Origin of the sequence: Nonomuraea sp. NPDC050786 (genome assembly GCF_040654115.1) — a bacterium.
Taxonomy (GTDB): domain Bacteria; phylum Actinomycetota; class Actinomycetes; order Streptosporangiales; family Streptosporangiaceae; genus Nonomuraea.
Genome location: NZ_JBFAHJ010000024.1, coordinates 131,403 through 149,053 on the forward strand (window position 1 = coordinate 131,403; position 17,651 = coordinate 149,053).

Annotated in this window: 20 protein-coding genes and 1 tRNA gene; 12 read left to right on the plus strand and 9 right to left on the minus strand. The window is 67.1% G+C overall.

Annotated elements, in window-relative coordinates; translation table 11 throughout:
* Nucleotides 1-11: 11 nt before the first annotated feature.
* Together AB0H84_RS35505 and AB0H84_RS35510 are read left to right on the plus strand one after the other, a co-directional pair.
* Nucleotides 12-476: a VOC family protein gene (locus AB0H84_RS35505; protein WP_357614305.1), complete on the plus strand. Its 465-nt coding sequence runs from the start codon at nucleotides 12-14 to the stop codon at nucleotides 474-476.
* Between the two features lie 32 nt (nucleotides 477-508).
* Nucleotides 509-1,267: a MerR family transcriptional regulator gene (locus tag AB0H84_RS35510; protein ID WP_357614308.1), complete on the plus strand. Its 759-nt coding sequence runs from the start codon at nucleotides 509-511 to the stop codon at nucleotides 1,265-1,267.
* An 87-nt stretch (nucleotides 1,268-1,354) separates the two neighbouring features.
* On the opposite strand, the gene AB0H84_RS35515 is transcribed toward AB0H84_RS35510, so the two are convergent.
* Nucleotides 1,355-2,140 carry a L,D-transpeptidase gene (locus AB0H84_RS35515; protein ID WP_357614311.1) on the minus strand — a complete coding sequence of 262 codons (786 nt, stop codon included), beginning with the start codon at nucleotides 2,138-2,140 and terminating at the stop codon, nucleotides 1,355-1,357.
* A 217-nt stretch (nucleotides 2,141-2,357) separates the two neighbouring features.
* Here AB0H84_RS35515 and AB0H84_RS35520 point away from each other — a divergent pair, with 217 nt between their 5' ends.
* The 4 genes from AB0H84_RS35520 (at nucleotide 2,358) to AB0H84_RS35535 (ending at nucleotide 5,801) form a co-directional block, all read left to right on the plus strand.
* Entirely contained in the window at nucleotides 2,358-3,131 is a 774-nt protein-coding gene (locus AB0H84_RS35520; protein ID WP_357614313.1) for a hypothetical protein, read from the plus strand.
* Between the two features lie 184 nt (nucleotides 3,132-3,315).
* Entirely contained in the window at nucleotides 3,316-3,915 is a 600-nt protein-coding gene (locus AB0H84_RS35525) for a hypothetical protein (protein ID WP_357614316.1), read from the plus strand.
* Between the two features lie 24 nt (nucleotides 3,916-3,939).
* Entirely contained in the window at nucleotides 3,940-4,419 is a 480-nt protein-coding gene (locus AB0H84_RS35530; RefSeq protein WP_357614319.1) for a serine hydrolase, read from the plus strand.
* Between the two features lie 437 nt (nucleotides 4,420-4,856).
* Nucleotides 4,857-5,801, plus strand: a complete 945-nt coding sequence (locus AB0H84_RS35535) for an ADP-ribosylglycohydrolase family protein (protein WP_357614322.1) — start codon at nucleotides 4,857-4,859, stop codon at nucleotides 5,799-5,801.
* Nucleotides 5,802-6,243: 442 nt separating this feature from the next.
* Here AB0H84_RS35535 and AB0H84_RS35540 read toward each other — a convergent pair whose 3' ends face one another.
* Together AB0H84_RS35540 and AB0H84_RS35545 are read right to left on the minus strand one after the other, a co-directional pair.
* The gene (locus AB0H84_RS35540) at nucleotides 6,244-6,645 is read right to left on the minus strand and encodes a cupin (RefSeq protein ID WP_357614325.1); all 402 of its coding nucleotides are present in this window, start codon (nucleotides 6,643-6,645) and stop codon (nucleotides 6,244-6,246) included.
* The gene (locus tag AB0H84_RS35545; protein ID WP_357614327.1) at nucleotides 6,642-7,166 is read right to left on the minus strand and encodes a YbhB/YbcL family Raf kinase inhibitor-like protein; all 525 of its coding nucleotides are present in this window, start codon (nucleotides 7,164-7,166) and stop codon (nucleotides 6,642-6,644) included. Before AB0H84_RS35545 ends, AB0H84_RS35540 begins: the two co-directional genes overlap by 4 nt.
* A 173-nt stretch (nucleotides 7,167-7,339) precedes the next feature.
* Between AB0H84_RS35545 and AB0H84_RS35550 the strand changes: the two genes are divergently transcribed.
* The 5 genes from AB0H84_RS35550 (at nucleotide 7,340) to AB0H84_RS35570 (ending at nucleotide 12,195) form a co-directional block, all read left to right on the plus strand.
* Nucleotides 7,340-7,999: a GntR family transcriptional regulator gene (locus AB0H84_RS35550; RefSeq protein ID WP_357614473.1), complete on the plus strand. Its 660-nt coding sequence runs from the start codon at nucleotides 7,340-7,342 to the stop codon at nucleotides 7,997-7,999.
* A 337-nt stretch (nucleotides 8,000-8,336) separates the two neighbouring features.
* Nucleotides 8,337-9,080, plus strand: coding sequence for a replication initiator (locus tag AB0H84_RS35555; RefSeq protein ID WP_357614475.1), 744 nt, complete (start codon nucleotides 8,337-8,339; stop codon nucleotides 9,078-9,080).
* A complete protein-coding gene (locus tag AB0H84_RS35560) occupies nucleotides 9,070-9,252 on the plus strand; it encodes a helix-turn-helix domain-containing protein (protein ID WP_319719612.1) in 183 nt (60 codons plus the stop codon). Before AB0H84_RS35555 ends, AB0H84_RS35560 begins: the two co-directional genes overlap by 11 nt.
* On the plus strand, nucleotides 9,252-10,577 hold the full coding sequence (locus AB0H84_RS35565) for a site-specific integrase (RefSeq protein ID WP_357614330.1): 1,326 nt from the start codon (nucleotides 9,252-9,254) through the stop codon (nucleotides 10,575-10,577). The genes AB0H84_RS35560 and AB0H84_RS35565 overlap by 1 nt, the downstream gene beginning before the upstream one ends.
* A 1,066-nt stretch (nucleotides 10,578-11,643) precedes the next feature.
* Nucleotides 11,644-12,195 carry a hypothetical protein gene (locus AB0H84_RS35570; protein WP_357614333.1) on the plus strand — a complete coding sequence of 184 codons (552 nt, stop codon included), beginning with the start codon at nucleotides 11,644-11,646 and terminating at the stop codon, nucleotides 12,193-12,195.
* Between the two features lie 367 nt (nucleotides 12,196-12,562).
* Here the strand turns inward: AB0H84_RS35570 and AB0H84_RS35575 are convergent.
* From AB0H84_RS35575 to AB0H84_RS35595, 5 genes are all read right to left on the minus strand, one after another.
* A tRNA-Ala gene (locus AB0H84_RS35575) sits at nucleotides 12,563-12,635 on the minus strand.
* Between the two features lie 15 nt (nucleotides 12,636-12,650).
* A complete protein-coding gene (locus AB0H84_RS35580; protein ID WP_357614336.1) occupies nucleotides 12,651-13,379 on the minus strand; it encodes an HAD-IA family hydrolase in 729 nt (242 codons plus the stop codon).
* A gap of 15 nt (nucleotides 13,380-13,394) precedes the next feature.
* A complete protein-coding gene (locus AB0H84_RS35585; RefSeq protein WP_218154143.1) occupies nucleotides 13,395-13,514 on the minus strand; it encodes a DLW-39 family protein in 120 nt (39 codons plus the stop codon).
* A gap of 486 nt (nucleotides 13,515-14,000) precedes the next feature.
* Nucleotides 14,001-15,221, minus strand: coding sequence for an MFS transporter (locus AB0H84_RS35590; protein ID WP_357614339.1), 1,221 nt, complete (start codon nucleotides 15,219-15,221; stop codon nucleotides 14,001-14,003).
* A 10-nt stretch (nucleotides 15,222-15,231) separates the two neighbouring features.
* Nucleotides 15,232-15,681 (minus strand): carboxymuconolactone decarboxylase family protein, encoded by a 450-nt coding sequence (locus AB0H84_RS35595; protein WP_357614341.1) that lies wholly within the window; start codon nucleotides 15,679-15,681, stop codon nucleotides 15,232-15,234.
* A gap of 67 nt (nucleotides 15,682-15,748) precedes the next feature.
* Here AB0H84_RS35595 and AB0H84_RS35600 point away from each other — a divergent pair, with 67 nt between their 5' ends.
* Entirely contained in the window at nucleotides 15,749-17,155 is a 1,407-nt protein-coding gene (locus AB0H84_RS35600; RefSeq protein ID WP_357614344.1) for a PLP-dependent aminotransferase family protein, read from the plus strand.
* On the opposite strand, the gene AB0H84_RS35605 is transcribed toward AB0H84_RS35600, so the two are convergent.
* On the minus strand, nucleotides 17,111-17,629 hold the full coding sequence (locus tag AB0H84_RS35605) for a universal stress protein (RefSeq protein ID WP_357614346.1): 519 nt from the start codon (nucleotides 17,627-17,629) through the stop codon (nucleotides 17,111-17,113). The two genes, AB0H84_RS35600 and AB0H84_RS35605, sit on opposite strands and share 45 nt — an antisense overlap.
* Nucleotides 17,630-17,651 lie beyond the last annotated feature (22 nt).

Consider the following 17,651-nt stretch of genomic DNA (forward strand, 5'->3'; position numbering starts at 1 on the left):
ACGGTCGGAACATGAGCGAGCGCCCCGCATTCACCATCGACCGGACCGTCTACCCCATGCCGATGTTCGTCACCTTCCAGGTCACGGACATCGCAGCCGCCGAGGCGTTCTACCGGGCCGTCGGCTTCATCACCCTGGCCACCATTCCGGGAGCGGACGGAACCCCCGTACTGGTGCATCTGCGGCGGATGACGTACCAGGACCTTCTCCTCGTCCCCGGCGAGCCGGAGCGCGGGAGCACCACCGTGAGCTTCGCCGCCGGCGGCCAGGACCTCGTGCCGCTCGCGGCCGCCCTGCGCGCGCAGGGAGCCCGCATCGAAGGTCCCACGGACACCCCGTGGTTCACCTCCGATCTCACCATCCACGACCCTGACGGGAACCGGGTGATCCTCACGTCGCCCCGAGAAGCGGAGCTGGCGTACGCCAAGGAATGGGCTCGGGAGAACATCGAGGGCGACTTCGTCGTCGAGAACTAAGCGATGTGCCGATGCTCGAGCAGGAGGGCTCCATGGAGTGGACCATCCGGCAGGTCGCGGAGAGCGCCGGTGTCACCAGCCGGACGCTGCGTCACTACGACGACATCGGACTGCTGCCTCCCTCCAGGGTCGGCGACAACGGCTATCGGTATTACGACGTGGCCGCGGTGGCCCGTCTTCAACGCATCCTGCTGCTGCGGGACCTCGGCCTGAGCCTGCCCGTCATCGCAGACGTCCTGAACCGGCAGAAGGACGAGGAGTCAGCCCTCCGCGACCACATCGAACTCCTCGAAGTCGAGCGCGACCGCCTGGACCAGCGGATCAGGGCAGTCCGGCACACCCTTGACGCCCGGCGCTCCGGAACGGACCCGTCCATGGAGATGATGCTGGACGGCTTCAACGATCGTTATCGGGACGACGTCATATCCCGCTGGGGTGAGCGCGCTTTCCTGGAGGGCAACGCCTGGTGGCACGGGAAGACGCTGAAGGAACAGATCGCCTGGAAACGGGAGACCGACGAGTTGGTCGCCGCGTGGATCGCGGCCTGGAAGGACGGCGTGTCCCCGGCTTCGGAGCGCGCCCAAGCGCTGGCCGCCCAGCACGTGGAATGGCTCGGCCAGATCCCCGGCACGCCGGTGGCCGATGGAGATCGCGAGCGTTCGGTCCAGCTCGTACGGGGCCTGGGCCACATGTACGTCAAGGACCCGTCCTTCGCCGCCACCTACGGAGGCACGGACGGCGCGAGATTCGTCCGCGACTCCCTTCACGAGTACGCCCGGCTCTCCATGTGACGAGCCACCCGCCTTAGCCTCTTCCCGGCACATGCACGAGCTCGCGTCGGTGCATGTGCCGGGAGCGATCGGCCGCCGCCCTCGTCCTCAGGGGGTGATCAGAACCGGCGTTCCCAGAGGCAGCTTCGCCAGCACCTTGAGGGCAGGAGCAGGCACCCTGATGCAGCCGTGCGTGATCGCCTTGCCGAACACCTTCGGGTCCGGCCAGCCGTGGAAGGCGACCGTGCCGGGACCGCCGCCGAAGGTGTCGAGCGTCGTCGAGTGCGTGCCGAGGGGCATGATCAGCGGGCTGTAGGCAGCCTTGTCCTTCGGCGACATCAGGGCCAGCAGGAAGGTCCTGCCCACCGGGGTCGGCGTCTCGGGGCCGCCGATGGCCACCGTCCAGGTGCCGACCTTCTTGCTCGCGTTCATCACGGTCAGCTTCTTGGTGCCCAGATTCACGATGGCGCGGGCGCGGCTGCGCGCCTTCTTCAGACCCGTGGCCTTGAGCCAGCCGGTCACGTGGTTGGGCTTGCTGGGCAGGAGCACGCGGTACCAGCCCTTGCGCGCCTCCACCACCGGGACCCAGGTCTGGCTGCCGAGCTGCTGCGCCGGAAGGGTGGCCACAGGCTTGCCGCCGGGCTGGGCGTACACGGCCGCCGTGCTTCCAGGGTGGACCACGACGCCGCTCAGCTCGCCGTACGTGTCGGTGTCCTGCGGCAGGCCGCTCAGCTGCGTGAACGTGGTGGAACTGGGGAGTGCGGTCGTCGCCGTGGCCGAGGCGTCGGCGGCGAGGGTGACGGAGGACGCGGCCGCCTCGGCCTGGGTCGAGGCGACGAGGCTCACGGCGACAAGCGCGGAACCGATGAATCGGCGGGGGGCATCGAGGGGCACGATCGGCTCCTGAGGTTCTATGACACATACGAGACAAACGCGTAACTGTCTGGCCATTTTTATAACGTTTTGGAACGTTTGAAGATCTTTGGCCAGCAGATGTGTCATTTTTACACAGATGAGCCTCGTGAGGCTCCGGTTCTCTCATAACAGCCGAGGTGCAGTCGTGTTACCCCCCAGGTTCTCTTCAGTACGTCGCTGGGTCTCAGCGACACTCATGCTCGCGGTGGCGGCGCTGGCGGCGCTGGCCATCTCTGGTGCGGCTCCGGCGGCAGCGGTCCAGACGCCGCCTGGCAACAACGGCACCGTCAAGGTCCACAACTGGACGACGCGGGAGTACGACCCGAAGGACGAAGCGCAGGTCTGCTGCACGTTCTATCTGGTCGGGTCCGGCTTCGACAAGGGCCAGCAGGTGACGTGGGAGATCAAGTCGTGGCCGCCCACGGGTAACGGGACCGTGGTGAAGAGCGGTGCCCTCGTACTCGACGGAAGCGGGCATGGCCGTACCGCCGACATCGCCCTGCCGGGCGGGCACTACAAGCTGTTCTGGCGCTCCTCGGGGAAGCACGGCCAGTCCAAGGACAAGGTGTTCTGGGTCAAGTGTGACAAGCCCAAGCCCACCCCCACCCCGACGCCCACGCCGCCGGTGACCCCGACGCCCACGCCGACGCCGCCGACCGAGACGCCGACGCCGCCGACGACCCCCACGCCCCCGACGACGCCCACGCCCCCGGTGACGCCGACGCCCACGCCGCCGACGACGCCCTCCCAGACGCCGACGGCGACGCCCACTCCCCCGCGGACCCCCACCTCGACGCCGACGCCGACGCCGAGCAGCACGCCGACCCCCGCCCAGCCCGGTACGCCGGAAATCGGGACGGTGACCCACGAGTGGCTCACCTGGGACGAGAACGTGCCTGAGACGCGGGACAAGCCCAAGCCCGCGCCCACGCCGACGCCGGTGAAGACCGAGATCCCGGTCACTGGCTGACACGCGACACCGAACGGCAGAGGGCCCGGATCAACGCGATCCGGGCCCTCTGCCGTCTCTCAGCCCGGACGAGCATGCGCAGCGGATCAACGATCAGCCGTTCGTCACCTCGTACCGGCCATTCAGAAATTCATCATCGTCAACCGGTGACCGTTCTCCCGATGTGATCGATACTCTGGCCCCCATGGGCGACGGCGAACCATCCCTGCGGCCGGCGGACGTCACAACGGCGTTGGACACGGCACTCACGGCCCTGAGAGCCGCGGACGCCGCCTTCGATTATCGGGTGGGTGGCACCAGCGCCGCCCTCCTGCAGGGCGTCCGTCTCCCGGCCGGGGACATCGACCTCCTGGTGGCCCGGCGAGAGCATGTGGACACGTTTGCCGCGGCCCTCTCCTCGTTTCCGTGCCTTTATCCGGCATCCTGGCTCCCAGCAAGTTCGCAGTACTTCACCAGGTACGAGATCAACGGAGTGCAGCTGGAGATCAGCACCGTCGAGTGGCCAGTCGACGCGGACGGGATGGAATGCGTCGGCCCCGGCCCATGGCGGCACTATGTCGTGGTCACGTGCGGCTCTCATCGCGTCCCTGTGGTCCGTCTGGAGCTCCGGTTGGCCACGGAGCTCCTGCGGGATCGACCTGATCGCTACGAGCCTCTCCTCGACCACATGGGCGCCCACGGATTCGATTCTGATCTTCTGCGGACGGCAATGAATGCTCGCGACCTTCCGGCGGAGCGCCGGCGGATGATTCAAGAGCGCCTCACCAGCGCCTCACCTGCCTGATCTCGCCGCGACCATCCCGTCCGGGTGAAAGTCGTGGGAGTCTCGCGGTGGCTCGCCGCATACCTGCCGGGCGGGCGCACAGCCTGGCGTCCTCCCCAGCAGGTGCTGTCCGTCACCCGCCACCGTTGCCCATGGACACTTCGCGCCTACCGGATGCTGCTCAACAAGGGGACGCTGGGCGGCGAGCGGGTGCTCTCCCGGGCCTCGGTCGAGCTCATGACGATGGACCACCTGACGCCGGGGCAGAAGGTCGAGAAGGACGCGTTCGGCGACCACTTCGGCCGGCACGGCGGGTTCGGCTTCGGCATGGCGGTCCGTACCCACCGCCGCGACCTGGCCTCGCCGGGCCAGTTCGGCTGGGACGGCGGCCTGGGCACCACCGCGTACGCCGACCCGGCCAAGGACCTCGTCGGCATCCTGCTGACGCAGAGCGCGATGGACTCCGTCCACACGCCGCGCCTGCACCGCGACTTCTGGACCACCGCCTACCAGGCGATCGCCTGACTATCCGAACGCGCGTACCTCCAGCAGCCCGGCCGAGGCCTGGCGCTCGATATTGGGACGCATTGGGGACGATCAACGCGCACGATCGGTGGCGGCCGGACTAAGGACTTGCAGAGAACTAACACGCTGAGTTGGTCTTATGTGACTGCAGCTGTACAAGATCGAAAAGGCCACTTCCCGATCACGGGGAGTGGCCTTTGACCTGGGGTGGAGCCTAGGAGATTCGAACTCCTGACATCCTGCTTGCAAACGGGAGCCAGTCACCTCGCAGAGGGCACGCGTCCCTGGTCAAGCGGTAGGTGCGGGTCGGCAACGGGTGATCGTGTAAGCAGACGTTGCTGTATTCCTCTGCTGTACGCAACGCTCTGCCCGGCGGCCTGACCCGTCCTGCTTGCGAGGTTCGCTCTCTCCTTCGATCAGCTCGGTAGCCTGCTGAAGTGAACCTTGTGCAGCGTGCCATTGGCGCGGTCGTCGGCTCGGCGGTGGGCGACGCGCTGGGTGCTCCATTCGAGTTCGGCCCGGCGGGAGCGTTCTCCGCCCGCTTCCCGGTACCGGGTGCCGGGGGCGAGATGAGCGGAGGTGGCGGCTGGGACGCCGGCGAGGCCACCGACGATACGCAGATGGCCGTGCACGTGGCCGAGTCGCTGCTGGAGCAGGGCGGCCTGGACCTGCCGGATATCTTCGCCCGCTTCCAGCGGTGGGCAGCCGATGAGCCCAAGGACATCGGACTCCAGACCGAAGACGTTCTGACCCGCGGGCTGCCCTGGGACCAGGCCGCCGCCGCCCACTACCGCAGCAGCCACCGAGCCGCGGGTAATGGCGCGCTGATGCGGTCCACGTTGTCGGCGGTGTACTTCGCCCGCGACGGACGGCAGGCCACCATGGACGCCGCTCGGCACATCGCCGCCCTCACCCACGGGGACCCAGCTGCATGGGAAGGCAGTGCGATCTTTCACGACCTGATACGTGTCGCCTTGAACGGTGCGGGCCCCTTGGACGAGCTCCCGCAGATCCTCGCTGCCGTCCAGCCCGACCATCGTCAGCGCTACGCCACCGTCCTCGCCACCGACTGGTATCCCGATCAGGCCACCGAGTTCAACGGCGCCGTCTGGCCCTGTCTCGGCTCAGCCGTGTGGGCTCTGCGTACCACCCACAACTATGCGGATGCCGTTCGTGCCGCAATCGACCTGGGCGGCGACACCGATACCGTTGCCGCGGTCACAGGCGGCCTTGCGGGAGCCGTATACGGGCCGGCCGCAATCCCAGCCAACTGGACCGAGCCCTTGCACGTGCCGCTGCCTGGAAGCGGCGGCCGAACCTTGCGCCTGCCCCATCTGCTCGACCTTGCTCGTGACCTTGCCGAGCGTTCAAGTACAGGCTAACGCCGGAGCCTGGCCTAGCAGAGCATGACGATCCTTTCCATCCTGCTCAGCTGATGTAGAACGTGATCAGGCGCGTGTGTGCGGTGGCACAAATGCGTCGGCATGTGGGGATGTTGCTGTCAGCGCTGCTGTCACCTCAGCCATCGTTCTCCGATGCCTCGGTGTCGATCGCCCCAGCCTCGTCGGTTATCTGGGGTGGGTTCGAAGCGTCAGGCATGTGTGGCATGGGGAGCCTTGACCAAGATGCCTGACAAATTATCTGGGGTTGTAAGGCAAGTAGGGACGGCCACCGCACACCTCCGGGCACTGGTCGTACTCGGAGCATCGCGCGGTGGCCGTTTCCGTCGAGGGCTCCCTGCTCGACCGCGTAAGCGAAGCTAGGAGCGGGTGCCGTTGGAGGGCGTCGGTCACCAGAAGGTGCGCCATCGGAGAGCAGGCGCCGTCAGAGGGGGTCGGCGCGGCTCTCCAAACGGCCGCCACATGACGCAGTGATGGTCATGATGGTGCTGGGGATGTCGAGCTGGATCCGGTGCCACCGTCCGCGCGGGACGATGGCGGCGGTGCCGGCCGTCAGTCTGATCTCCTCCTCTACTTCCCCCTGCCGTCCCGGTCGTTCTGGACGCAGGTAGAGGCGGATCTTGCCGATGACGCAGGACACGATCTCGTCGGCCTCGGTGTTCACGTGCCAGTGGTCGGCGTGGACGTCGGAGCCGGTCCTGGCGTGGAACGCCTTCAGGTGCCAGCCATCGCGCCCGGCGTCCGCCGGCCGGGCACCGGCGTGGATCCTGCCGCCCCGGGACAGGTGGATGCCGGACGCGGAGAGCTCGATCGGGGTCACGGTCATGGGGTTTCGGCGGTGGCGGTCAGGACCGCGCGGCCGAGGAGGTGGCCGGTGATGGTGAAGCCGAGGTAGGCGGGGGTGGCACTGGCCGGGACGCCGATGGCCTCCGTGTCGAGGGCGTGCACCACGACGAAGTAGCGGTGCGGGCCGTGCCCCGTCGGCGGGGCCGCGCCGAGGTAACGCGCCACTCGGGCGTCGTTGGGCAGTTGGTAGGCGCCGTCGGGGAGGCCGGAGCCGGTGTCGTCGCCCGCGCCTTCGGGCAGCTCAGTGACGGTGGCGGGGATGTCGGCCACGGCCCAGTGCCAGAATCCGGAGCCGGTCGGCGCATCCGGGTCGTACACCGTGACGGCGTAGCTCTTCGTCCCCTCGGGGGCGCCGTTCCACGACAGCTGTGGCGAGATGTCCTTGCCTCCCGGGAGGCTTGCGGACATCTGTTCGGCGGGCCAGGGGGCACCGTCGGCCAGCGTGGTGCTGGTGAGGGTGAAGGAGGGCACCTGGGGCAGGCGGGCAAAGGGGTTGTTCATGTCTGGTCCTTCGAACAGGTGGTGAGGGTGTCGGCCGATGGGTCGGCAGACGTGGGCAGCGCCATCGGGGGGCGCCGTTCACACATCATCGACTGTAACACGAATAATCGATTATTTGGCAGATGGTCTATCCTGAGGGCATGATGCGGACGGCCGACCCCTCGACGAAACAGATGCTCTCCGAGCGTGTTCACACCCGGCTTCAAGAAGCGATCATGAGGGGCGAGTACGCCCCCGGTGAGGCGCTCAAGCCGCAGCAACTGGCCCAGCAGCACCAGGTCAGCCTGGCCGTCGTCCGCGAGGCCCTGGTGCGGCTAGTGGGCGAGGGCATCGCGGTGCGGCTGCCCAACCGCGGCTTCGCCGTCCCCGACTTCTCCGACCGGCGGTGGCAACAGATCGCCGAGGCCCGCCGTACGATCGAGCCGGTCATGCTGCGCCTGGCGATCGAGCGCGGCGACCTCGACTGGGAGGCACGGGTGCGCGCGGCCCACCACCGCCTGACCCGCACACCGCCGTACGAGCCGGAGGAAGGCGAGTACTACACCAGCGCGTGGTCGGAGGCACACCGCGTCTTCCACCGGACCCTGCTGGACGGGTGCGGCAACCCCGTGCTGCTGGACACCTTCGACAGGCTATGGACGGCCGGCGAGCTGGCCCGCCGCTGGTCGGCGCAGCGCACACCCGACCGCGACGGCGCTGCGGAGCACCGCCGCCTGGAGGAAGCGGCGCTGGCCCGTGACGCCGACACCGCCACCGAGGTACTGACCCAGCACCTGACGCTTACCGTCGCCGCCCTCACATCCGCACCTGATCAGGTCAAGCTGCAGTCGTAACCTTCCATAGGCAGCGAGATCAACGCTGATCGATCGCTCTCCACACGTTCGAATGCCTTCACGCCGGAGCTCACCATGCTCGGCATGCTGAGCTCCACTTGCCTGACGTGCCTGACAGACCTTCACGCGGCTGACCAGCCAGGTCGCTTGACTACCCCAGATAACTGCTGCGGTGGACGAAGCTCGGCCCCGCCGAAGCGATCGGCGAGTAAGGGGGGCCCGTGTCGGCAAGATCCCAAGCTTGTCCTGGCAAACACGAAGGCCCGCTCCAGGGAATCCCTGATAGCGGGCCTTTCTGCTGTGCGCGGCCGAGAGGACTCGAACCCCTAACCTTGGCCTGCTCCTCAAAGAGCTCCGCCACCACCTCACCCTCTCCTTCGCCAAAGTCGCCGAATACCAGCGGCGTGGCGTTGTCCACTTCCACGCCGTCATCCGCCTCGACGGCCCCGGCGGCCCTGACGCACCGCCACCGGCCTGGGCCACTACCGACACCCTGACCCAAGCCATCCAGCACGCGACCAAGGCCGTCTCCGCCACCGCTTCCGCCTACGCCGACCAGCCTGAGCGGGTCCTGCGGTGGGGCAGCCAGCTCGACATCCGCCCCATCACCCTGAACGGCGACCTCACCGAACAAGCCGTCGCCGGCTACATCGCCAAGTACGCCACCAAAGCCGCCGAATGCGTCGGCACCCTCGACCGCCGCATCAACCCACTCGACAACCTCAACGCCTACAACCTGCGCGACCACGCCCGCCGCCTCATCACCACCTGCATGCAGCTCGGCACCGAACCGGACCTGGCCCAACTCCGCCTTGCCGACTGGGCCCACATGCTCGACTTCCGCGGCCACTTCTCCACTCGGTCCCGCCACTACTCCGCCACCCTCGGTGACATCCGCGCTGACCGCGAACACCACGCCCGCCTCAACGACATCACCACAGGCCGCCTCCCCCTCTTCGACGAAGACACCGTCCTTGTCATCAGCGAATGGGAGTACGCAGGCAAAGGCCACACCCTCGGAGATCGACTCCTCGCCGCCGCCATCACAGGAACCCAGTGCGGAGGCGTACATGACCTCTGAACTGCTCACAATCCCGCAGACAATGGCCGCGCTGAAGGTCAGCCGCTGGACCGTCTACAACCTCATCCGCTCCGGTGAACTCGGCTCGATCGTCGTCGGCACCCGCTGCCGTCGCATCCCCGTGACCGCCCTCAACGACTACGTAACCCGGCTCTGCGAGGAGGTCGCCTGATGCCCGTCAAGACCGAACTCGCCACACCCGAAGAGCCCAAGCGCCCTCGTAAGAGCCGCCGCAGTCGCGCCAACAACGAAGGTTCGATCTTCCCGTACAAGAACGGTTGGGCAGGCTACGTCTGGGTCACCACGCCGGAAGGCAAGAAGACCCGCAAGTGGGCGTACGGCAAGACCCGTGAGGAGACCCACGAGAAGTGGCTGAAGCTTAACGAGCTGGCCCGAAAGGGCCCCGTTGTCACCAAGTCGCCGAAGCTCTCGGACTACCTGACGTACTGGCTCACGAACGTCGTGGAGCCCAACCTCGCGCCCAAGACGGTGGCGAACTACGAGATGTTCTCCCGGCTCTACATCACGCCAGCACTCGGCTCCAAGCGGCTCGACAAGCTGACCGTTCGGGACGTCCAAGCCTGGCTGAACAAGCTGCGCCGATCCTGCCTCTGCTGCGACCAGGGCAAGGATGCCGCTCGGCCCGAGAGTCACAGCAACCCGAAGCGGCGTCGGCGCTGCTGCGCCGTCGGCAAGTGCTGTCGGTTGCTGCCCTCGGAGTGGACGGTTCATGACGCCTACATGACGCTGCGGGCCGCGCTGAGCAACGCAGTGCGTGAAGAGACGTTGACGCGCAACGTCGCCGCCAACGTCAAGATGTCGGTCCCTCGGAAGCGCAGGGTCAAGCCCTGGTCCGTCGAAGAGGCGCGAGCCTTTCTAGAGTCGGCACGCAAGAACGAGGACCCGATGTACCCGGCCTACGTCCTGGTGCTCGTCCTCGGGCTGCGGCTGGGCGAAACGCTCGGACTGCGCTGGGAAGACGTCGATCTCGATCAGGCCGAGATGACGATCGGCTGGCAGCTTCAGCGCGTGGGAGGAAAACTGCTGCACCGCCAGACGATGACGAACGCGTCCGATGCCACGCTGCCGTTCCCGGAGATCGTCACGACGGCCCTCCGTGGCCGTCAACGAGCACGCGACACCGCCAGGGAGGCAGCGGGAGACGACTGGCGGGACACCGCCAGGGAGGCAGCGGGAGACGACTGGCGGGACACCGGGCTCGTCTTCACCACCGCCAGTGGCCGGCCGATCGAACCGTCCAACTTCCGGCGCAGCTTCGGGAACGCCTGCGCCAAGGCAGGAGTCCGCAAGGTCCATGTACACGCGACCCGTAAGACCTGCGCGTCCTTGCTCGTCGCCCTCGATGTCCACCCGCGCGTCGCCATGCAGATCCGCCGCCACTCACAGATATCCGTGACCATGAACGTGTACAGCGAAGTCTCGTCCGAAGAGACGCGCCGAGCGCTCATGAAGCTTGGTGATCAACTGGACTCGTAGCATCCGGTGCATCTGCAGGTCCTTGAGAGCATCCGCCACTCACCCGCGTAACTGGGGAGAAGTACCCTGACAGAGCCGAGACGATCGCCAGATTCACACTGTTAGTCAGCCTGCCCGCTGCGTGTGGCGAGCAGGCTGACTACCGCTCCTCAAGGCCATGCACGATCTGGCCTTGTCCCTACATGATCAGCGCCATGCTTATCTAACGACCGCTTGCAGGGCTACCAGGACTGCGGCAGCTGCCGTGATCGCTAGAGCCGGGCCTCCGGCCGTGTGAGCCGGAACGGCTGCCAGTCCGGTCAGAGCTAGGATGACCACCCAACGTAGAGGCAGCGGCGGGGGTTCCTGCGGGGGTTGCTGAGATTTACGCTTTGCCATGCGGCACTCTCCTGTGCTTTCCATGAGTAGTCGTCGCGCGGGGCTCCGGCTGTACCCGGAGCCCCGCAATCGGCCGTCACCAGCATCATGGGCAACCCTCACGCCTAATTTCTGGGAGAGTATCTACGTCTTGACCCGCCAACGAGTGGGCGTTGATCATAGGATCCACCCTGCCGACCCTAAACGGGGAGGGGCGGGTCAAGGCGTTGAAGTTGCTTGCTGTCTGAACCGCCAGGCTCCGAGGTGATACATGAGGACAAATCAGCAGCAGGCCATCCGGAAGCGCCTCGGGCGTCTACAGGAGATGCAGGCCGCAGGGACGGTACATCGCGCACTTGATCACCTGAACAATCTCGGACTCGCTGATCGGCGAGCAAACGAAATTCGCCTTCGGCGGAGATTTATCTACTCCGAGCGTCCGACCGGCCTCTATTCCTCAAGGAGGTTGCCCCCAAAAGGGCAGCGTCCTCCAGCAGCCAGAATAGTGTCCCCTCGAGGGATCGCGCTTCGCTTTTACCTAATCGCCCTCTACGAGGCTCAGATGCATCGCCGAGGGGGCGGACGACCTATCAACAGTCGTCCGCTTGTAGCAGGGGGATCCGACACTGGCTGGACCGACTTAATAGCCATCCCTCCTTCGACGCCGAATGGACGGGCTACACAGGGAAATATAGCAAGAAGGCGTCGGATGATTACGTCGGCCCTAGCACGTCTAGGTAGCGAAGCCGAGCGGCTCGTAGAGCTGGATAGCGCTAATAGTTATTCGAAGTATGAGCGGTTTCAACTACTCGACGAAGGCGGAGTACGCCCAGGTGGCGAAGTTGTCCAATATGCCGTACCTCGAAAGACTGAACCGCACATAGCAATCCCAACGGCCTTCTTCACCAATGGCTGGGTCTACACACTCGAAGATTCAGAAATATTGCTACTCTTGATGCTTATGGCACTCCAGGGGGGCGATAGCTCTCCATGGGTAAAAGTCGAGGAAAGAGAGCGACTGATCAAATTTGGAATAGGGCGAGAAGCATATAGCGCTCACGAGACCCTGCGCATGTTCGGCCTTATCGATACACTGGCCGGTATAGGACGTCGCCCTAATGGCACAGTAGAAAACTTCAGCGGCATATCTGGAGATACACCACTGCACGAGTTTGTCATTCTATACAATGGCCTGGAATTGCCTGCGGAGCGGGAGATTATAGAAGCATTGAAGGAGCTTCAGTCTCATCGGAGGACGTAACATACAACGATGGCTACACCAACCCGGCATACCTGAACCGCTGAGCGGCACCGACCTCAACGCCGAGGTCCAGACGGCGTCGTTCCCTCTCTCCGACCAGCACCAGGTCGAGCGGGTACTCGACGATGGAAGCCCTGCAAGGCGATAAGGCCCCTTCATGCCTTTGCGCCAGCCATCGAGTGAAGAGCGTCTCCTGGGCGCGGCGCCAGCGATGCGGAGCCAGTTCAAAGCACGGCCTTCGTGGCTCACCCCATTGGGATCGGTGTAGCCCACGTAAGCCTTAGAGCGTCGATGTAGCTGTATTTTGCAGCTGTACAAGATCGAAGAGGCCACTTCCCGACCCTGGGAAGTGGCCTTCTACGTGCAGTGGAGCCTAGGAGATTCGAACTCCTGACATCCTGCTTGCAAAGCAGGCGCTCTGCCAACTGAGCTAAGGCCCCTTCGACGAAGATAGCTTACCGGGCGGACGAAGCTACCTGCGTCGTTCCAAGGTCATCGCTCAACACCAAACTCGGGAAGTCCACGATCGAGTCGAGGATGTGGGTGGCGCCGCCCTTGAGGAGGCGTTCGCGGCTGTGGACGCCGGTCATCACGCCCGCCACGATCGAGGCGCCGGCGCGCTTGCCGCACAGCATGTCGCTTTCCGAGTCGCCGATGACCGCTACATGGCGTACGTCCTCCACCTCCAGGCGCAGCACCGCGTGCAGGATCATGTCCGGCCAGGGGCGGCCGCGGCCGCCGGCGTCTTCGGGGGAGATGGCGAGGTCGATCTTGTCGTGCCAGCCGAGCACGCTGAGGACGCGGCTCAGGGTGGTGCGGCTGAAGCCGGTGATCAGGGCGAGCTTGATGCCGGTGCCGCGGAGTTTGTCGAGGACCTCCAGGGCTCCGGGCATGGGTTCGAGACCTGCCCGCTCGAGGGTGCCCTCATAGGAGCGCTCGAACGTCAGGTTCGCCGCCTGTGCCTGGGCCTCGTTTCCGGGGAAGATCCCACGAAAGACATCGATCTTGGGACAGCCCCGGGACCGGTGCACGTGAACCATGGCACGCGCGTACGCTCCGGTCCCGGGCACTATGCCCTGGGTCGCGATCGCCTCTGCGAAGGCGCGTTCGACCATGGCGATGTCACCGACTGTGGTGCCTGCCAGGTCCAGGCACACCAGCTTGATGGGGACGACGTCACTCATCGCCTCGCCGGTCGGTTAGTTCTCGGTGCCGGTCGCCTCGGTCCAGAGATCGAGCTCTGCGCGGTCGGCCTGCACCTTACGCCAGATCAGCAGCCCCCCAAGGGCGATCAGCGCCAGAACAAGCAGCTTCTTCACGGTGTGACCCCACTTCTTCGACGGCCTCACCTGCCGGGGTGAGACCCAACGGTTGACATGCAGCCTAGCAAGGGATGGCTGCGCTCCCGGTGTTGCGCACGGGCCAGATGTGCGGAATGTGCGGGGAGCGAGTGTTCAGCCCCAGGTAAGGACCGGTACGCGCGCCGCCGACGGCCTGCTGGATCCCCTTTCCGTCCGTCGTGGGCGCCCGTCTGCCGCCCGCCTCTGGTGTCCGCCATCTCGGACAACAGCTCGATCATGCCAAATATCGCGCCTGTGTGTGTGGCAGGGCGCGGTTGTACGGCTGTACTTTGCGCATGTCATGTGTCGTATCGGTGCCTTGGCGGCGTCGTGCAGCTGGTCACAGGTAGGGGGCGCCGTGTAGCTGGTCCCATGTAGGGGTCCGTCGAACCGGTGATCGTGGGAGGCGGCCATGGTGGTCTCGGGCCTATTGGTGCCCCAGAGGGCCAGTGCGCCAGAGCGGTCTCAGGCGTATTCGCGGTGAGCGGCGGCAATCGGCGACTGCGCCGCCGCTTCACGCGAGCGCGAGCGCGAATGCTCCCCCCATCGAACGGCCGGGGCCATCGCCGCGCCGGCCGCCACGAACACCCCGCCCAGCAGCAGCCACCCGACCGTGCCGCCCCCCAGCACCAGCGTGGTGAGCACGACAGGCCCGAGCATCCGCGCCACCGCCACCCCCGTCCCGAAGAACCCCTGGTACTGCCCCTGCTTGTCGTCAGGGGCGAGCCCGAAGCCGATCTCCCAGGACCCGGAGGCCAGCAGCATCTCGGCAAGGACCTGCAGGCCGGCCGCCACCAGCAGGAACGGCCACCCGTACGGGCTGAGCGCGAACACCGCGCACGCCCCGAACATCACCAGTCCGGCGTTCCGCACCGACAGGGAGGCGGAGCGCAGGCCCTTCACCCGCCCGGCCACCCGTACCTGGAAGAGCAGCACCGTGCCGGTGTTGATCACCATCAGCACCGAGACCATCCAGGTGGGCGCGTTCGTACGCGAGGCGATCCAGAGCGGCACGATCAGGCTGAGCAGCGGCATGTAGAAGAGCATCACGGCGTTGATGAGCGTGACGAGCGCGTAGGGGCGGTCTCTGAGCACCGCCAGCCGGGGGCCGGGGGAGGTCACCTGGGCGACGGCCCGTACGGCAGGCAGCCTGAGCAGCAGGAAGGCGGCGACCAGGAAGCTCAGGGCGTCGAGTGCGAACACCGCGAGGTAGGCGGGGCGCGTGCCGAGGTGGAGTGCGAGCCCGCCCAGGGCGGCGCCGACGGCCAGGCCGCCGTTGAGCGTGGACTGCAGGACGGCCCGTACGACCGTGCGCTCGGCGGGTGCGATGAGCCCGGCGAGCAGGGCCTGGCGGGCGGCCGACAGGCCGGTCTGCGCCGTGCCGTACAGGCAGGCCACCAGGGCGAACAGCGCGAACGAGCGGACGAGCATGAACGAGGCGACCGCCGCGGCGGTCGTGAGCGCGAGCAGCACGGCGACTCCGCGCGGCCCGCGCCGGTCGGCCAGGTGCCCGAGCGGCACGCCGGCCACCGCGCCGACGGCCCAGCCCAGCGTGAGGCCGAAGCCGATCTCGGTGGCCGACAGGCCGACGATCCTGGCGAAGTAGAACGCGGAGGTGACGAGGTAGACACCGTCGCCGATGGAGTTCGCGAGCTGGGCAACGGCCAGGATGCGGCGATTGTTCATGACTGTCCCATCAAGGCTTGTACGAGGGAGGGGTCATCCGGGTGGAAACGGCCAGGCGGTTCCAGAAGTTGATGGTCGCCACGGCCACGATCAGCGCCGCCAGCTCCTTCTCGGCGAAATGGGCGGCCGCCTGCTCCCAGATCTCGTCCGTGACGTCATCGGTGGAGAGCCGGGTGGCGGCCTCGGTGTAGGCCAGGGCGGCGCGTTCCTGCTCGGTGAAGAAGGGGGACTCCCGCCAGACGGCGACCGAGTGCAGCCGGACGTCGCTCTCCCCCGCCCGGCCGGCGTCGGCGCTGTGCAGGTCCACGCAGTAGACGCAGCCGTTGATCTGGCTGGCACGCAGCAGCACCAGGTTCAGGAGGGACTTGGGGAGTGCGCTCTCCTCGACGAATGTGTCAAGGGCGCCCGCGTGCCGGTAGACGTCCCCGACCAGCGGTCCGAGCTTCATGCGTTCTGTCATGTCCCCATCTTGGATCTCCCCTTGTCCCTAGATAAGCTCCAATTTCCGGCAAATTGATTGGGCCAAGATGGACCTCCACATCAGCCTGAAAGGCCGCGGTGACCTGGCCGCACAGGTCTACCGGCAGCTCCTCGACGCCATACTCGACGGCCGTCTCAGGCCGGGCGAGCGGCTCCCTCCGACCAGGGAGCTGGCGCGGAGGCTGGAGATCTCCAGGAACACGGTCGCCGTGGCCTACGACCGGCTGGTCGCCGACGGGTTCCTGGTGGGGCGGGCGGGCGCGGGCACGTTCGTGTCGGCCGCGCCGCTCCATCAGAAGCCGGTACGCGGCAGGGCGGCCCCGGAGGGCGTCGTGCGCCCGCGCGCGTTCTGGCGAGAGAGCGAAACTCCCAAGGCCATGCCGAGCGCCCGGTACGACTTCCGCGTCGGCGTGCCGGACCCGCACCTCTTCCCGATGGAGGCGTGGCGGCGGCTGGTGGCCCGCGAGCTGCGGGTGAGCGCCGCCATGTACCACAACCCCGCCGGATACGAGCCGCTGCGAGAGGCCATCTCCCGACATATCGGCATCAGCCGGTCAGTCCACGCCGGCCCCGACGACGTGCTGATCACGAACGGCGCCCAGCAGGCGCTCGACCTCATCGGCCGCGTCCTGATCGAGCCCGGCACCTGCGTGGCCGTCGAGGAGCCCGGCTACCCGCCTGCCCGCCTGCTGTTCCGCTCGCTCGGCGCCCGCGTGACCGGGGTGCCGGTGGACGCGGAGGGCATCGATGTCAGCGCCATCCCCCGCGCCGCCCGCATCGTGTACGTCACGCCGTCGCACCAGTTCCCCCTGGGCACGCCCATGTCGCTAGCCCGCCGCGCCGCCCTCCTGGCCTGGGCGGAGCGCAGCGGCGCGGTCGTGATCGAAGACGACTACGACAGCGAGTTCCGGTACGGCGAGCGCCCGCTGGAGCCCCTCCAGAGCCTCGACCGCGCGGGCCGCGTGATCTACGTGGGCTCGTTCTCCAAGACCCTGCTCCCCATGCTCAGGCTCGGCTTCCTCGTCGCCCCCGCCTCGCTCGCGCCCGCGCTGCACGCGGCCAAGCAGCTCTCCGACTGGCACAGCGACGTCCCCTCGCAGGCGGCGCTGGCCCGCTTCATCGACGAGGGGCTGCTGGCCAGGCACATCAGGAAGGCGACCCGCGAGTACGCCGCCAGGCACGCCATGATCGCCGAGATGCTGGCCGGCGACGAGCGCCTGCTCCTGGTCCCGTCCACCGCGGGCCTGCACCTGTGTGCCCGCCTCGCCCCGGGAGTGTCCGTACGTCCTGTGCCGGGCCTGGCGGTGGAGTCGTTGGAGGCGTACTGCGGCGAGAGCCCCGCCCTGCCCGGCGTGGTCCTGGGCTACGGCGGGATCACCAGGGACGACATCCCCGAAGGGCTGCGGCGGCTACGGATGGCGGCGGGTCCAGAAGCGGCGGGCCCGCTCCCCTGACAGCTCCGGATCGTCGGGCGGCGACGGCTGCTGCACGATGACGACCGTGGTCCTCGCGTGGCGGGCGCAGTACATGCTGGTCGACGGCAGGAAGATGCGGCTGAGCAGCCCGCGCCGCCCCCGCCCGAGCACCAGCAGGTCGCCTTCGCGGGCCAGGTCGACGAGATGGTAGCCGGGATCGCCGACCCGGCCGACCACGGCCGTCCTGATGTCGTCGGGCACGCCACCCGCGACGTCGTCGAACACGCCGGCGACCACCTCGGTGCAGCGGGCCTCCTCGCCGGACCTGAGCGTGTGCTGGACGGGCAGCGCCTCAGGGAAGGGATGGACGGGCGCGCGGCTGACATGCACGGCGACCAGGGCCATCCGGTGCAGCCTGGCCGCCCCGATGGCCCAGGCCAGCGCCCAACGCGAGGCCGGGGACTCGTCCACCCCCACGATCAGCCTCGCACCGCCGGGCAGATCCTGTTCCACGGTGCCTCCTGTCAAGAAGTAC

What these genes read in the sequence shown, in the direction of transcription:
- AB0H84_RS35505 (WP_357614305.1), top strand. Translation starts at nt 12, where the DNA reads ATGAGCGAGCGCCCCGCATTCACCATCGACCGGACCGTCTACCCCATG.
- AB0H84_RS35510 (WP_357614308.1), top strand. Translation starts at nt 509, where the DNA reads ATGGAGTGGACCATCCGGCAGGTCGCGGAGAGCGCCGGTGTCACCAGC.
- AB0H84_RS35520 (WP_357614313.1), top strand. Translation starts at nt 2,358, where the DNA reads ATGCTCGCGGTGGCGGCGCTGGCGGCGCTGGCCATCTCTGGTGCGGCT.
- AB0H84_RS35525 (WP_357614316.1), top strand. Translation starts at nt 3,316, where the DNA reads ATGGGCGACGGCGAACCATCCCTGCGGCCGGCGGACGTCACAACGGCG.
- AB0H84_RS35540 (WP_357614325.1), bottom strand. Translation starts at nt 6,645, where the DNA reads ATGACCGTGACCCCGATCGAGCTCTCCGCGTCCGGCATCCACCTGTCC.
- AB0H84_RS35545 (WP_357614327.1), bottom strand. Translation starts at nt 7,166, where the DNA reads ATGAACAACCCCTTTGCCCGCCTGCCCCAGGTGCCCTCCTTCACCCTC.
- AB0H84_RS35550 (WP_357614473.1), top strand. Translation starts at nt 7,340, where the DNA reads ATGCTCTCCGAGCGTGTTCACACCCGGCTTCAAGAAGCGATCATGAGG.
- AB0H84_RS35560 (WP_319719612.1), top strand. Translation starts at nt 9,070, where the DNA reads ATGACCTCTGAACTGCTCACAATCCCGCAGACAATGGCCGCGCTGAAG.
- AB0H84_RS35565 (WP_357614330.1), top strand. Translation starts at nt 9,252, where the DNA reads ATGCCCGTCAAGACCGAACTCGCCACACCCGAAGAGCCCAAGCGCCCT.
- AB0H84_RS35570 (WP_357614333.1), top strand. Translation starts at nt 11,644, where the DNA reads ATGATTACGTCGGCCCTAGCACGTCTAGGTAGCGAAGCCGAGCGGCTC.
- AB0H84_RS35580 (WP_357614336.1), bottom strand. Translation starts at nt 13,379, where the DNA reads ATGAGTGACGTCGTCCCCATCAAGCTGGTGTGCCTGGACCTGGCAGGC.
- AB0H84_RS35590 (WP_357614339.1), bottom strand. Translation starts at nt 15,221, where the DNA reads ATGAACAATCGCCGCATCCTGGCCGTTGCCCAGCTCGCGAACTCCATC.
- AB0H84_RS35595 (WP_357614341.1), bottom strand. Translation starts at nt 15,681, where the DNA reads ATGACAGAACGCATGAAGCTCGGACCGCTGGTCGGGGACGTCTACCGG.
- AB0H84_RS35600 (WP_357614344.1), top strand. Translation starts at nt 15,749, where the DNA reads ATGGACCTCCACATCAGCCTGAAAGGCCGCGGTGACCTGGCCGCACAG.